The organism is Mitsuaria sp. 7, from assembly GCF_001653795.1.
Lineage (GTDB): Bacteria > Pseudomonadota > Gammaproteobacteria > Burkholderiales > Burkholderiaceae_C > Roseateles.
Window position 1 is genome coordinate 5,478,874 of record NZ_CP011514.1, and the last position, 14,322, is coordinate 5,493,195.

Sequence of the window (14,322 nt, forward strand, 5' to 3'; positions counted from 1 at the left end):
GGGGAGGCCGATCCCCACCAAGGGGGCCCACCTTAGTCGGAGTTACTCGTCGGAGTCAGTGTTGCCGGCGTTCTGCTTGCGAGCCGATCCTGCGACGAGATCGAACTTGAAGAGCCGGCACTCGATCGGTCCGTTCCACATCGGGATGCGGCGCGATTCCTTGAGTCGCATCTTGCTCGGCAGCTTCATTTCCGGGCACAGCAGCCACGCGGTCCATCCCGCCGGATGCTGCGTGTACGCGCGCTTCCAATGCGCGGAGAGACGCGGGAAGAAGTCGTCGCCCGCATCGCGCTCTTCGGACAGCGCGCCGCCGTCCATGCGCTGCGTGCCGGCCTTGCCGCGGACCTCGATCCGCTCGCCGTAAGGCGGGTTCAGCATGAGCGTGCCGGGCATGTCGTCGGGCAGCGCTGGCGCCGGACGCTCAAGCGCGTCACCGCCGTTGAACTGGATGTACTGCGCCACGCCGGCGCGCTCGGCATTGCGCCGCGCGAAGTCGACCATCCGGAACGACACATCGCTCGCGAAGATCGGCACTGCCGATGGACGCTCAGCAGCGCGTGCCTCTTCCTTGATCGTGCGCCATACCGGCAGCAACGACTGGAACGGCTTCAGCTTCTCGAACGCGAATCGCCGCTGGATGCCCGGCGCGATGTTGCAGGCGATGGTCGCCGCTTCGACCAGGATCGTGCCCGAGCCGCAGCACGGATCGTGCAGCGCGCCGCCGGCTTCGCGCGTGCCCTTCCAGCCCGCCGCAGCGAGCATCGCCGCAGCCAGTGTCTCCTTCAGCGGCGCATCGCCCTTGTCCTCGCGCCAGCCGCGCTTGAACAGCGACTCGCCCGAACTGTCGACGTAGACCGTCGCCAGGTCTTCGGTCAGATGCAGCTGCAGCGGCAGATCGGGCCAACGCGTGTCGACGCTGGGCCGCTCGCCGGTCGCGTCGCGCAGGATGTCGCAGACGGCGTCCTTCACCCGCAGCGTCGCGAAATTCAGGCTGTGCAGCGGCGAGCGCTGCGCGGTCGTATCGACGCGCAGCGTCTGCTGCGGCGTGATCCAGCGCGTCCAGTCGACGGTGCGCGCGATCGCGTAGATGTCGTCCTCGTGGCGGTACTGCTCGCGCGCGACCTCGATCAGCACGCGCTGCGTGAGCCGGCTGTGCAGGTTCAGCCGCATCACCGCCGCGAGCGTGCCGTACAGGCCCACGCCGCCGCGGAAGGCCTTCGGGCCTTGCAGGCACTCGTCCGGGCCGAGGATGTCGCGCACCTCCGCCTCCAGCCAGTCTTCGACGCCGGCGGCGCAGGGCAGGAACAGGTGATAGGCGGAGTCGGACATCGTGCGTGCAGCGTGAAGCGGACGCCGCGGCGCCCGGGAGGATCAAGCAGCAGATTGTCCCACCGTCGGCCTGGCTGATCGAAGCGCTGCTGGCCCTCACCCCCACCCTCTCCCGCAAGCGGGAGAGGGAGTGAGAATGCACCGAGCCATTCGAAGCAGAAGCACTGGGGTGGCTCCCTCTCCCGCTTGCGGGAGAGGGCAGGGGTGAGGGCCAGCGGCGGTGGAAGTACGGCGTCAGCGCGACTTGCGCAGATTCGCCGGCGCGAGCTTGAGCGCCTCGCGGTACTTCGCGACGGTGCGTCGGGCGACGGTGATGCCCTGCTCGCCGAGCATCGTCGAGAGCTGGCTGTCCGACAGCGGGCTCGTCGTGTTCTCCGCCGCGATGAACTGCTTGATCAGCGCGCGGACCGCCGTGCTCGACGCATTCCCGCCGGCCTCGGTCGACAGGCTGGACCCGAAGAAGTACTTCAGCTCGAACGTCCCCCACGGCGTCGCCATGTACTTGGCGGTCGTGACGCGCGAGATCGTCGATTCATGCAAGCCCAGCTCGTCGGCGATCTCGCGCAGCACGAGCGGCTTCATCGCCAGTTCGCCATGCGTGAAGAAGCCGCGCTGGCGCTCCACGATCGCCTCGCTCACACGCTGGATCGTGTCGAAGCGCTGCTGGATGTTCTTGATGAACCAGCGCGCCTCCTGCAGCTGCCCGCCCAGCGGCGAGTTGCTGACGCCGCCGCGCGTCGCGCGCAACGCCTGCGCATACAGATCGTTGATGCGCAGCTTGGGCAGCACATCCGGATTGATGGAGACGCGGAAGTTGCGGCCCGCCTTCTGCACGATCACATCGGGGATGACGGGCCGGTTCTCGCTGCGCGCATAACGTCGGCCGGGCTTGGGCTCCAACCCGGCGATCAGCGATTGCGCGTCGCGCAGCAGCTCTTCATCGGCGCCGGTCAGCGACATCAGCCGACGCCAGTCGCGCTTGGCGAGCAGGTCCAGATGCCGACGGCAGATCACGATCGCGAGCGCCTGCTCGGGCGAGCGCGGCAGCGTGCGCAGCTGCAGCTCCAGACACTCGCCGAGATCGCGCGCGCCGACCCCGGCCGGCTCCATCGACTGCAGCCACTTGAGCGCGACCTTGAAGCGGTCGAGCAGATCCTCGCGCTGCTCCAGATCGGCGTCCTCGCCGAGGATCGCGGCGATGATCTCCTCGAGCGGATCCTCGAGATACCCGTCCTCGTTGAGCGATTCGATCAGCGCCAGCAGCGCCGCGCGGTCGACCGCGCTCAGGTTCATCCCCGGGATCTGCCCACGCAGCACGTCCTGCAGCGACTCATCGGGCGATTCGGTATCCGGCCGCTCGTCGTCGTCCCCGGAGGAGGACGACGCGCTCCCCGGCGTCTCGCGGATGCCGTCGAAGTCATCGCGCTCGGTGCCGTTCTCCCAGTCGTCGCGCTCGGTGGTGCCGAACTCCTCGGCCCGCATCTCTTCACCCGCGGGCGTGTCCCCGGCGGGCGCGTCCGACTCGGTCTGCGCGACGCGCTCCTCGCGTTCCTCACGCTCGGTCATGCGCTCCTGCGTCGCGGTCGGCAGCGGCGCGTCGAATTCCTCGTCGGTCTCCAGCAGCGGGTTGCTCGCGAGCATCTGCTCCACCTCCTGGTGGAGCTCCAGCGTCGACAACTGCAACAGACGGATGGACTGCTGCAGCTGAGGCGTCAGCGCAAGATGCTGGGACAGGCGTACCTGTAGCGTCGGCCTCATGTCGACTCCCGGCCCTTACATCTTGAAGTGTTCGCCGAGGTAGACCCTGCGCACGTCCTGATGCTCGACGATGTGCTGGGGCGTGCCTTCGGCGAGCACCGCCCCTTCGCTGATGATGTAGGCGCGGTCGCAGATGCCCAGCGTCTCGCGCACGTTGTGGTCGGTGATCAGCACGCCGATGCCGCGCTGCTTCAGGAAACGGATGATCCGCTGGATCTCCAGCACCGCGATCGGGTCGACGCCGGCGAAGGGCTCGTCCAGCAGGATGAAGCGCGGCTGCGTGGCCAGCGCGCGGGCGATCTCGACGCGACGGCGCTCACCGCCGGACAGCGCCGGCGCGGGCGTGTCGCGCAGCTTCTCGATCGACAGCTCGTTGAGCAGCTTGTCCAACTCCGCGTCGATGCGCGCCGAGGGCCAGGCCTTGCCCTTGTCGTCGAGCTGCAGCTCCAGCACGGCGCGGATGTTCTCCTCGACGTTGAGCTTGCGGAAAATCGAGGCCTCCTGCGGCAGGTAGCTCAGCCCCATGCGCGCGCGCTGGTGGATGGGCATGGTCTGCACGGGCTGGCCGTCGATCTGGATCTCGCCGGCATCGGCGCGGACCAGGCCCACGATCATGTAGAAGCTCGTCGTCTTGCCGGCACCGTTCGGGCCGAGCAGACCGATCACTTCCCCGCTGTGCAGGTCGAGGTGGACATCCTTCACCACCTTCCTGACGCCGTAAGACTTCTGCAGCCCCCAGGCCTGGAGGCGGCTCCGGGAGGGATTCGTGCGGGCTTCCGTCATTGCTGGGGGGACTGGCGAGGAGCGAGGTTGATGCTGGGGCGCAAGGGCAGCGGCGCGCTGCTGGCCGGCGGCGGTTCGCTGGCACTGTTGCGCGGCATCAGCACGACGCGGCCGCGGCCGCTCGGATGCGGGGAACCGGCGCCGGTCTCGACGATCAGCCGCTCGGTGCGGTTGTCGTAGTTCAGCGTGGCGCCGGACAGCGCCTGCTTCAACTGGTCGCCCTGCATCACCCGCGCCTCGGCGTTGCCGACCAGGCGGATGGTCTCGGTGCGGGTGTCGTACTCGATCTGGTCGGCGCGGCCTTCGATGCGCTCGCCGGGGGTGTCACGATCCTGGCGGAAGTGCACCTGCTTGGCGGACGTCCCGTTGGCGTAGGCCTGGTAGTAGCCGTCGCTGGTCTCCTGCACGTCCATGCGGTCGGCGCGCAGCTCCATCGAGCCCTTGGTCATGATCACGTTGCCGTTGAACTCGGACCGCTGCTTGACCTTGTCGATCGCGCCTTCACGGTCGAAGACCAGATTCAGCGGCCTGCCACGGTCGTCCTTGGCGGCCTGCGACAAAGGCGCGGCCAGGGCCAGCGCGAGCGCGGTCGACAACAGCAGAGGGTGGCGAAGCGACATGGGGGGATCCTGACGGCACAAAACTTGCTGGCCATTCTAGCCATCGCTGGGAGAACGAGCAGGCGCTCTTCCCGCGTGAGCGAGGGGCCTAGTCTTCGCGCTTGTGGAAAGTTCGGTTTTGGTGCATCGGGCCCCCGCCCGGTCGCCTCAGGCAACGCTCGCTGTGGGCTCCTTACCCTGGTACCCACGGGGAACGGCGCCCAGCAGCCGCTTCGTGTACTCCTGCTTCGGAGCCGCGAGCAGCGCTCGCGCATCCGCCTGCTCGACGACGTCGCCGTGCTGCATGACCAGTACTTCGTCGGAGATGAACTTCACCACCGCCAGGTCATGGCTGATGAAGATGTAGCTCAGGCCGAATTCGTCCTGCAGGTCTTTCAACAGGTTCAGCACCTGGGCCTGCACCGAGACGTCCAGCGCCGACACCGCTTCGTCGAGCACCAGGACTTCCGGCTGCAGCGTCAGGCAGCGCGCGATCGCGATGCGCTGGCGCTGGCCGCCGGAGAACTCGTGCGGGTACTTGTGCAGCGCCGACTCGTCGAGGCCGACCTTCTTCAGCAGCGCGCTGGCCGTGGCCACGCGCTCGTCGTGACTGTTGCCGATGCCGTGGATCTCCATCGGCTCCAGCAGGGTCTGCGAGATCGTGAAGCGCGGGTTCAGCGAGGCATACGGATTCTGGAAGACGACCTGGATCCGGCGGCGCATCTTCTGCCAGTCCGGTCCGTTCATCTTCAGCAGGTCCTGGCCCTCGAAGAGCACCTGCCCGCCGGTGGGCTCGTGCAGCCGCAGCAGCGTGAGGCCCATCGTCGTCTTGCCGGAGCCGGACTCGCCCACCACGCCCAGCGTGTGGCCCTTGCGCAGCTGGAAGTCGACGCCCTTGACGGCCTTGAACTCGGTCTTGCTGAAGAGGCCGGACTTGAAGAAGAAGCTCTTCTTCAGTCCCTTGACCTCGAGGATCACCGGCGCGTCCGGATCCTTCGCCTTGCCGGTGCCTTCGGACACGGAGCGGCCGGCGATGTGGTCGTCGATGACCATCAGTCGTGCGGGGTTCTCGGTCAGCGACGGCCGGCAGGCCAGCAGCGCCTTCGTGTAGGAGTCCTTCGGGTGGTGGAAGATGTCCGCCACCGGCGCCTTCTCGCGGATCTCGCCATGACGCATGACGACGACCTGGTCGGCGATCTCGCCCACCACGCCGAGGTCGTGCGAGATGAACAGCATGCTCATCTTGTGCGACTCCTTGAGGCGCGCGAGCAGCTCCATCACCTGGCGCTGGATGGTCACGTCGAGCGCCGTCGTCGGCTCGTCGGCGATCAGCAGCTTGGGGCTGCAGGCCAGCGCCACCGCGATCATCACGCGCTGCTGCTGGCCGCCGGACATCTCGTGCGGATAGCTCTTCAGGCGGCGCTTCGGGTCGGGGATGCCGACCTCGTTGAGCAGCTCCTCGGCGCGCACCAGCGCCTGGCGCCGGCTCATGCCCAGGTGCTTGATCAGCGGCTCCATGATCTGGTCCGCGACCGGGAACACCGGGTTCAGCGAGCTCATCGGATCCTGGAACACGCAGGCGATCTCGCGCCCGCGCACCGACTGCAGTTCGCGCAGCGAGGTCTTCAGCAGGTCGCGGCCCTGGAACAGGATCGCGCCGGTGCGCTCGGCGTTGTCGGGCAGCAGGTTGAGGATGGACATGGCCGTCACGCTCTTGCCCGAACCGGACTCGCCCACCAGCGCCACGGTGCCGTTCTCCGGGATGTCGAAGCTGACGCCCTTGACGGCCAGCTGGCGCTGCATGACGCCGTCGACCTTGCCCATGCGGAAGGCGACCTTGAGGTCTTGAATGCTCAACAGCATGGCGTTACTCCAGACCGCGCAGTTTGGGATCGAGCGCGTCGCGCAGCGCATCCGTAAAGAGGGCGAAGGCCGTGACGAACACCGCCATGAAGCCGGTCACCGCGGCCAGCTGCCACCAGTAGCCCAGGATCAGCTCGCTCTGCGCCTCGGCCAGCATCGTGCCCCAGGAGACCTGGTCCACGCTGACGCCCAGGCCCAGGTAGGACAGGATGACCTCGCTCTTGATGAAGCCCACCACGTGCAGCGAGAGCTGCACCAGCGCGACGTGCGAGACGTTGGGCAGGATGTGCTTGAACATGCGCGAGCTCTTGCTCGCGCCGATGGCCTCGGCGCTGCGGACGTATTCGCGCACGGAGTGCTTCATGAACTCGGCGCGCACGAGCCGGTAGATGCCGGTCCAGCCTGCGAGGCCCAGGATCATCACCACCGGCAGCACGCCGCGGCCGAAGACCACCGCGAAGGCGAAGATCAGCAGGATGTTGGGCATCGCCGTGAAGACGTTGTAGACCCACTCCAGGACGTCGCCGACCTTGCCGCCGTAGAAGCCCGACAGCGCGCCCAGCACGGTGCCGATGAGCGTGGCCACCAGCGCGGCCAGCACGCCGACCATGATGGAGATCTCCGCGCCCTTGATGGCCTTGGCCAGCACGTCGCGGCCCAGTCGGTCGCCGCCGAAGGGCAGCGTCTCGGCGCGCGGCGCCTCGTCGGTCTTGTACTGCTTGGCCTTCTCGGTCCACTCGGCGTACTTGGGCGCGAGCGGGTCGATGTCGCTCAGGTCGACGTTCGGCCCCTTCGGTTGCGCGATGGCGCCGGCGCTCTCGGCCGGCGCGGGACCGACGAAGGTCGGCGGCGCGTTGGGCACGCCGGTCTCCTTCTGCCAGTCGCGGGCCACCAGGCCCAGGCCGGCGGCCAGCACCAGCAGCAGCGACAAGGCGACGACGACCATCGCGAACATGCCGAGCTTGTCGGACTTCAGGCGGCGCCACGAGGCGTACCAGACGCCGCGCGAGCGCTGGGGCTTCACGGCCGCGGTGGGGGTGGGCAGCACTGCGCTCATTTGAGGACCACCCGCGGATCGACGAGCTTGTAGAGAAGGTCGGTGACCAGGTTGACCACCATGGTCAGCGCCGCGATGTAGATCGCGAAGGCCTGGATGACCGGATAGTCGTTGCGGTTCACCGCGAGCAGGATCTCGCGGCCCAGGCCCGGGATGGAGAAGAAGACCTCCAGCAGGAAGGAGCCGACGAACACGCCGGGCAGCGCCACGGAGATGTTGGTCATGATGGGGATCATCGCGTTGCGCAGCACGTGCTTGAGCAGGATGGTCTTCTCGGTCATGCCCTTGGCGCGCGCGGTGCGCACGTACTCGTGGCCGATCTCGTCGAGGAAGAAGGTGCGGTACAGCCGCGTGTACGGCGACAGCGCGACCGCCACCGCGACCAGCACCGGCAGCGGCGCGTAGGTCGTGAGGTTGGTCCACAACGAGTCGCTCCAGCCCTGCACCGGGAACCAGCCCAGCCGGAAGGCGAAGAAGTACTGCGCGACGATCACGTAGACCAGCAGCGAGATGGACACCGCGACCGTCGTGAGGATCATCACCGCGCGGTCCGTCAGGCTGCCGCGCATGTAGGCCACGGCCAGCGCGAACGGGATCGCGAGGATGACTTCCAGCACGAGGATGGGCAGCATCACCGTCAGCGTGGCGGGCATGCGCGTGGCGAAGAGGTTGGCCACGGACTCGTTGGTCGCCCAGCTCTTGCCCCAGTCGAAGGTGACGATCTGCTGCAGGAAGATCAGCAGCTGTTCCCACACCGGCTTGTTCAGCCCGAGCTGGTCGCGGATGGCCTCGATCTGGTCCTGGCTGGCGTTCAGGCCGCCCAGCACTTCGGCGGGATCACCGCCGAACCATTTGAAGAGGAAGAACACCAGCAGCACGACACCCAGCAAGGTGGGGATCATTTGCCACAGGCGCCTGATGAGATAGGCCGCCATACGCGCGGAACTCCAAGCAAGCGCCGCCTGGCCCGTCATCGAACCCGGCGACCGAAAAGACAAACCCCGGACGCTTGTGACGGCCGGGGCCTGCGGATCGAAAAATCACGCGCGAGTCTACGTGAGCCCTTGCAGGCGACGCACCGGCATTTGCCCTGAATCCATCGAAGAAAACTGATGACGGCCCCTCGTGGAAGCAGCGGTGTCCATCCGCAATGCGCCCCTGCCTGGACATGCCTTCAGGCTCTCGGGGTTGTTGGCATGGCGGGCGCGGACATCGCCCACTAGACTGACGCGCTTTCGGATTCGAGGACGGCATCTTGATGCGACGCGGCTTGGCCAGGACGGGGTTCCTGGCGCTCTTACTTTCGGCATCCCTCACCGCGATCACCGATCGCGCCGAGGCCGCCGACGATTCCACGCCGGCCGCTCCCAAGGTGCTGCGCTACGCGATCCGCGTGGCGGAGACCGGCTTCGACCCGGCGCAGGTCACCGACCTGTATTCGCGCAACATCACCGCGGGCATCTTCGACGCGCCGCTGCGCTACAGCTATCTGGGCCGCCCCTACCGCCTCGAGCCCGCGGTCACCGACGGCATGCCCGAGGTCAGCGACGACGCGCGCCGCTTCGTGTTCAGGCTCAAGCGCGGCGTGCTGTTCAGCGACGATCCGGCGTTCAAGGGCAAGCCGCGCGAACTCGTCGCCGACGACCTGATCTACACGATCAAGCGCCACTACGACCCGCGCGTGAAGAGCGGCCATCTGTACCGCTTCGAAGGCGCGAAGATCCTCGGCCTGTCCGAGGTGCGCGCCGAGGCGCTGAAGAACAAGACGCCGTTCGACTACGACCGCCCCGTCGACGGCCTGCGCGCGCTGGACCGCTACACGGTCGAGATGCGCGTGGCCAACAGCGATCCGCGCATGCTGCTGCACTTCGCCGACCCGATGGTGGGCATCGTGGCGCGCGAGGTGGTCGAGTTCTACGGCGACCGGATCATGGAGCACCCGGTGGGCACCGGCGCGTGGAAGCTGGGCGAGTGGCGCCGTTCGTCGCGCATCGTGCTGGAGAAGAATCCCACGTATCGCGACGAGCGCTATCACGAGGACGTCGCCAGCGCGAAGCCCGAGCTGGCCGATGCGGTGCGTCGCCTGCAGGGACGCAAGCTGCCGCTGATCGACCGCGTCGAGATCGCCGTGATCGAGGAAAGCCAGCCGCGCTGGCTGTCCTTCCTGCGCAAGGAATTCGATCTGCTGGACGACCTGCCGGCGGAGTTCGCGCCGGTCGGCATGCCGCAGAACAAGCTCGCGCCCAACCTGGTGAAGGACGGCGTGAAGGCCGTGCGCTACGAGCGCGCGGACGTCGCGATCTCCTTCTTCAACATGGAAGATCCGGTCGTCGGCGGCTACACGCCGGAGAAGATCGCGCTGCGTCGCGCGATCGCGCTCGGCGTGGACCTGGACCAGGAGATCCGCCTGCCGCGCCGCGGCCAGGCGATCCCGGCGCAGGGGATCATCTCGCCGGGCGTGACCGGCTACGACAAGGGCTTCAAGTCCGAGATGAGCCAGTTCGACCGCGCGCGCGCCAAGGCGCTGCTGGACGTCTACGGTTATGTCGACAAGGACGGCGACGGCTGGCGCGACCTGCCCGACGGCAGTCCGCTGGTGCTGGAGTACGCGACGCAGCCCGACGGCCAGAACCGCCAGCTGGCCGAGCTCTGGCAGAAGAACATGGATGCGATCAACGTGCGCATCCGCTTCAAGATCGCGAAGTGGCCTGAGAACCTGAAGTCCGCCAACGCCGGCAAGCTGCAGATGTGGGGCATGGGCTGGAGCGCGGACGTGCCCGACGGCGAGAACTTCCTCGGCCTGGGCTACGTCGGCAGCAAGGGCCAGTCCAACAAGGCCCGCTTCGACCTGCCGGAGTACAACGCGCTGTACCGCCAGCAGCACGGCATGCCCGACGGCGCCGAGCGCCTGGCCGTGATGGACAAGGCCCAGCGCCTGCTGATCGCGTACATGCCCTACAAGGTGCACGTGCACCGCATCTTCACGGACATGACGCAGCCCTGGGTGATCGGCTACGACAAGAACCTCTACCAGCGCGACTTCTATACCTTCGTCGACATCGACACCGACGCGTTGGCCAAGGCCCACGTGAAGAAGCCCTGAAGCCCTGACGATCCACTGCCGCCCATGACGACGATCCGCGCTCGACGTTTCCCTTCGATCCTGCGCGGGGCGCTCCTCGCATCCGCGCTGGCGCTGGCCGGCCTGAACGCCGGACATGCGGCGGAGGGGGCGAGCGCGCCGGCCTCCGCCCCGGCGCCCAAGGTGCTCCGCTACGCCTTCCGCGTGGCGGAGACCGGCTTCGATCCCGCGAAGATCTCCGACATCTACTCGCGCACGATCACGCCCCACATGTTCGAGGGGCTCTACACCTACGACCAGCTCGCACGACCCGCGCGCATGAAGCCGTTGACCGCGGCGGCGATGCCGGAGACCTCCGACGACTACAAGGTCTGGACGGTGAAGCTGCGTCCGGGCATCCGCTTCGCCGACGACCCGGCGTTCAAGGGCAAGCCGCGCGAGCTGACCGCCGAGGACTACGTCTACTCGATCAAGCGTTTCGCCGATCCGGCGGTGGCGTCGCCGGCGTGGAGCGAGGTCGAGGAACTCCAGCTGATCGGCCTCAACGAGTACCACGAGCAGGTCCGCAAGTCCGGCAGGCACTTCGACTACGACAGGCCCATCGAGGGCCTGCGCGCGCTGGACCGCTACACGCTGCAGTTCAAGTCGAACGCGACGCGGCCGCGCCTGATGGAGGTCTTCGCGCAGGGCGACCTGTACGGCGCCGTCGCGCGCGAGGTGATCGAGGCCTATCCCGGCGACTCGATGGCGCATCCGGTGGGCACGGGACCGTTCGTGCTGAAGCACTGGCGGCGCAGCTCGCTGATGGTGCTGGAGCGCAACCCCGTCTACCGCGAGCGCTTCTACGACCAGGAAGTGGATCCCGCGCCCGACGACGCCGAAGGCCAGGCCTTGAAGGCGCGCTTCAAGGGCCGGCGCCTGCCCATGATCGATCGCGTCGAGATCGGCGTCATCGAGGAGAACCAGCCGCGCTGGCTGTCCTTCCTGAACGGCGAGTACGACCTCATCGAGCGCACGCCGGAGGACTTCATCACCCAGGCCATGCCCAACGGGAAGATCGCGCCCAACCTCGAGAAGCAGGGCAAGCACGCGTACCGGACGGTGGCGTCGGACGTGCTGTTCACCGTGTTCAACATGGAAGACCCGGTGGTCGGCGGCTACACGCCGGACAGGATCGCGCTGCGCCGCGCGGTGTCGCTGGCGATGGACGTGCAGCGCGAACTGAGCCTGGTGCGGCGCGGCCAGGCCGTGCAGGCCCAGTCGCTCTACATGCCGGGCACGACGGGCTATGACGCGGCCTTCAAGAGCGACATGAGCACCTACGATCCGGCGCGCGCGAAGGCGCTGCTGGATCTCTACGGCTACGTCGACAAGGACGGCGATGGCTGGCGCGACAAGCCCGACGGCAGCCCGCTGGTGCTGGAGAGCCTGACCACGCCGGAGCAGTTCCAGCGCCAGATCGACGAGATCGTTCAGAAGAACCTCAACGCGGTGGGGCTGCGCATCGTCTTCAAGCCGGCGAAGTGGCCCGAGAACCTCAAGTCGCTGCGGGCGGGCAAGTACCAGATCTGGTCGCTGGCGACCTCGGCGTCCAAGCCCGACGGGCAGGACTCGCTGGCGCGCATGTACAGCGGGCAGATCGGCGCGCAGAACTACGCGCGCTTCAGGCTGCCGGCCGTCGACAAGCTCTACGACGAAGCCTCGCACCTGCCCGACGGGCCGGAGCGCCTGAAGATCTTCGACGAGACCAAGCGCTACGCGGCCGCCTACATGCCCTACAAGTACCGCGGGCACCGCTTCATCACGGACATCGCGCAGCCGCAGCTGAGCGGCTATCGCCGTCCGCAGTTCTGGCTGAACTGGTGGGAATACGTGGACATCGATCCCGACGCCGCCGCGAAGTTCAAGCACTAGGTCCGACACCGATGCGCGTCCGCCTCCTCGCTTCCCTTGCCGCGCTGGTCGTCAGCGCGGTCACCGTCGCGGCGCCGCCGCCTCGGACCGCGAAGGTCCCGGAGCCCGCCGCCGCGCAGCCCGAGAAGGTGCTGCGCTACGCCTTCCTCGTCGCGGAGACCGGCTTCGATCCGGCGCAGTTGAGCGACCTCTACTCGCGCATCGTCACGGCCCACATCTTCGAGTCGCTCTACAACTACGACTACCTCGCGCGGCCGTTCAAGCTCAAGCCCAACACGGCGGCGGAGATGCCGCAGGTTTCCGAGGACTTCCGCACCTGGACGATCAGGATCCGTCCGGGCACCTACTTCGCGGACGATCCGGCGTTCAAGGGCAAGCGGCGAGAACTGACGGCCGAGGACTACGTCTACAGCCTCAAGCGCTTCTACGACCCGGCGACGAAGGGGCCGCTGTACTCGAGCTTCAAGCAGGAGGGCATCCTCGGCCTGGAGGAGCTGCGCGTCGCGGCGCTGAAGACGAAGAAGCCCTTCGACTACGACAAGCCCGTGGAGGGCGTGCGCGCGCTGGACCGCTACACGCTGCAGTTCAAGCTGGCGGAGCCGCGGCCGCGCTTCATCTACAACCTCGCGGGCGGCGACACCTACGGCGCGGTGGCGCGCGAGGTCATCGAGGCCTACGCGGGCAAGACGATGGAGCATCCGGTCGGCACGGGGCCGTTCATGCTGGAGCGCTGGCGGCGCGGGTCGCTGATCCGGCTGGTGAAGAACCCCAACTACCGCGACGTCTTCTACGACGCGCAGCCCAACCCCGGCGACACCGAGGGCGAGCAGATGCTGGCGCGCTTCAAGGGCCGCAAGCTGCCGATGGTGGACGCCGTGGAGGTCAGCATCATCGAGGCGGGTCAGCCGCGCTGGCTGTCCTACCTGAACCGCGAGTTCGACCTGCTGTTCCTGCTGCCCGAGGAGTACGCGGACATCGCGATCCCGCACGGCAAGCTCGCGCCCAACCTCGACAGCCAGGGGATGAAGCTGTACCGCGTGCTGGCGAGCGACCGCACGATGTACTACTTCAACATGGAGGACGCGACGGTCGGTGGCTACACGCCGGACAAGGTCGCGCTGCGCCGCGCGATCGGGCTGGCGACCGATGTGCCGACCGAGATCGCCACCACGCGCCGCCATCAGGCGGTGCCCGCGCAGTCGGTGGTCGCGCCGGCGACCTGGGGCTACCAGGACGAGTTCAAGAGCGAGAACAGCGACTTCGACCTGGCGCGCGCGAAGGCGTTGCTCGACACCTACGGCTATGTCGACAAGGACGGCGACGGCTGGCGCGACAAGCCCGACGGCAGCCCGCTGGTGCTGGAGGTGGCGTCGACGCCGGACTCCCGCTCCAAGCCCTATGACGAGCTGTGGAAGCGCGACATGGACAAGCTGGGCGTGCAGATGAAGATCCGCATGGCGCAGTGGCCGGAGAACCTGAAATCGGCGCGCGCGGGGCAGCTGATGATCTGGCAGCTGGGTTTCAACAGCTCGACACCGGATGCGCAGCTGGGGCTGGAGCTGCTGTACGGACCGGCGGCGGGCGGGCAGAACCTGGGGCGCTTCAAGATGGAGCGCTACGACGAGATCTATCGCCGCATGATGGTGCTGCCCGACGGTCCGGAACGCGCCGAACTGCTGCGCGAGGCGCAGAAGCTGCTGACGGCCTACATGCCGCAGAAGTTCCGCGTGCACCGCATCGTCACGGACATCGCGCAACCGTGGCTGGTCGGCTACCGGCGGCCGTTCTTCAACCAGATCTTCTGGCCGTACGTCGACATCGAGACGGACAAGCTGCCGAAGCGCTGAGTGCCTCTTGCTCCCTCTCCCGCTTGCGGGAGAGGGTGGGGGTGAGGGCCAGCGGCCGTCGCAGTGCGGAAGACCGCGCCGGTCACGCGC

At 67.6% G+C, this 14,322-nt stretch carries 10 protein-coding genes; 3 read left to right on the forward strand and 7 right to left on the reverse strand.

What is annotated here, in order from left to right; genetic code table 11:
- Positions 1-42 precede the first annotated feature (42 nt).
- The 7 genes from ABE85_RS24080 to ABE85_RS24110 all read right to left on the reverse strand — a co-directional run bounded on the left by ABE85_RS24080 (position 43) and on the right by ABE85_RS24110 (position 8,324).
- Complete coding sequence (locus ABE85_RS24080) at positions 43-1,329, reverse strand: class I SAM-dependent RNA methyltransferase (RefSeq protein WP_067280809.1); 1,287 nt, start codon at positions 1,327-1,329, stop codon at positions 43-45.
- 234 nt (positions 1,330-1,563) lie between these two features.
- Positions 1,564-3,087: an RNA polymerase factor sigma-54 gene (locus tag ABE85_RS24085; RefSeq protein ID WP_067280812.1), complete on the reverse strand. Its 1,524-nt coding sequence runs from the start codon at positions 3,085-3,087 to the stop codon at positions 1,564-1,566.
- 15 nt (positions 3,088-3,102) lie between these two features.
- Entirely contained in the window at positions 3,103-3,870 is a 768-nt protein-coding gene (gene lptB / locus ABE85_RS24090; RefSeq protein WP_067280815.1) for an LPS export ABC transporter ATP-binding protein, read from the reverse strand.
- Complete coding sequence (gene lptA / locus ABE85_RS24095) at positions 3,867-4,490, reverse strand: lipopolysaccharide transport periplasmic protein LptA (protein WP_067280818.1); 624 nt, start codon at positions 4,488-4,490, stop codon at positions 3,867-3,869. Before lptA ends, lptB begins: the two co-directional genes overlap by 4 nt.
- Positions 4,491-4,637: 147 nt before the next feature.
- The gene (locus tag ABE85_RS24100) at positions 4,638-6,332 is read right to left on the reverse strand and encodes an ABC transporter ATP-binding protein (protein WP_067280821.1); all 1,695 of its coding nucleotides are present in this window, start codon (positions 6,330-6,332) and stop codon (positions 4,638-4,640) included.
- Positions 6,333-6,336: 4 nt separating this feature from the next.
- The gene (locus ABE85_RS24105) at positions 6,337-7,389 is read right to left on the reverse strand and encodes an ABC transporter permease (RefSeq protein ID WP_067280824.1); all 1,053 of its coding nucleotides are present in this window, start codon (positions 7,387-7,389) and stop codon (positions 6,337-6,339) included.
- Positions 7,386-8,324 (reverse strand): ABC transporter permease, encoded by a 939-nt coding sequence (locus ABE85_RS24110; RefSeq protein ID WP_067280828.1) that lies wholly within the window; start codon positions 8,322-8,324, stop codon positions 7,386-7,388. The genes ABE85_RS24105 and ABE85_RS24110 overlap by 4 nt, the downstream gene beginning before the upstream one ends.
- Positions 8,325-8,647: 323 nt before the next feature.
- On the opposite strand from ABE85_RS24110, the gene ABE85_RS24115 reads away from it, so the two are divergent.
- Genes ABE85_RS24115 through ABE85_RS24125 form a run of 3 tightly spaced genes read left to right on the forward strand, consistent with a single transcriptional unit; the run spans position 8,648 to position 14,232 of the window.
- Complete coding sequence (locus tag ABE85_RS24115; protein WP_067280831.1) at positions 8,648-10,492, forward strand: ABC transporter substrate-binding protein; 1,845 nt, start codon at positions 8,648-8,650, stop codon at positions 10,490-10,492.
- Between the two features lie 24 nt (positions 10,493-10,516).
- Positions 10,517-12,385 carry an ABC transporter substrate-binding protein gene (locus ABE85_RS24120; RefSeq protein WP_067280834.1) on the forward strand — a complete coding sequence of 623 codons (1,869 nt, stop codon included), beginning with the start codon at positions 10,517-10,519 and terminating at the stop codon, positions 12,383-12,385.
- Positions 12,386-12,396: 11 nt separating this feature from the next.
- Positions 12,397-14,232 carry an ABC transporter substrate-binding protein gene (locus tag ABE85_RS24125; protein WP_067280837.1) on the forward strand — a complete coding sequence of 612 codons (1,836 nt, stop codon included), beginning with the start codon at positions 12,397-12,399 and terminating at the stop codon, positions 14,230-14,232.
- The last annotated feature ends 90 nt before the right edge of the window (positions 14,233-14,322 follow it).

What these genes read in the sequence shown, in the direction of transcription:
- ABE85_RS24115 (WP_067280831.1), top strand. Translation starts at nt 8,648, where the DNA reads ATGCGACGCGGCTTGGCCAGGACGGGGTTCCTGGCGCTCTTACTTTCG.
- ABE85_RS24085 (WP_067280812.1), bottom strand. Translation starts at nt 3,087, where the DNA reads ATGAGGCCGACGCTACAGGTACGCCTGTCCCAGCATCTTGCGCTGACG.
- ABE85_RS24110 (WP_067280828.1), bottom strand. Translation starts at nt 8,324, where the DNA reads ATGGCGGCCTATCTCATCAGGCGCCTGTGGCAAATGATCCCCACCTTG.
- ABE85_RS24080 (WP_067280809.1), bottom strand. Translation starts at nt 1,329, where the DNA reads ATGTCCGACTCCGCCTATCACCTGTTCCTGCCCTGCGCCGCCGGCGTC.
- lptB (WP_067280815.1), bottom strand. Translation starts at nt 3,870, where the DNA reads ATGACGGAAGCCCGCACGAATCCCTCCCGGAGCCGCCTCCAGGCCTGG.
- ABE85_RS24105 (WP_067280824.1), bottom strand. Translation starts at nt 7,389, where the DNA reads ATGAGCGCAGTGCTGCCCACCCCCACCGCGGCCGTGAAGCCCCAGCGC.
- ABE85_RS24100 (WP_067280821.1), bottom strand. Translation starts at nt 6,332, where the DNA reads ATGCTGTTGAGCATTCAAGACCTCAAGGTCGCCTTCCGCATGGGCAAG.
- ABE85_RS24120 (WP_067280834.1), top strand. Translation starts at nt 10,517, where the DNA reads ATGACGACGATCCGCGCTCGACGTTTCCCTTCGATCCTGCGCGGGGCG.
- lptA (WP_067280818.1), bottom strand. Translation starts at nt 4,490, where the DNA reads ATGTCGCTTCGCCACCCTCTGCTGTTGTCGACCGCGCTCGCGCTGGCC.
- ABE85_RS24125 (WP_067280837.1), top strand. Translation starts at nt 12,397, where the DNA reads ATGCGCGTCCGCCTCCTCGCTTCCCTTGCCGCGCTGGTCGTCAGCGCG.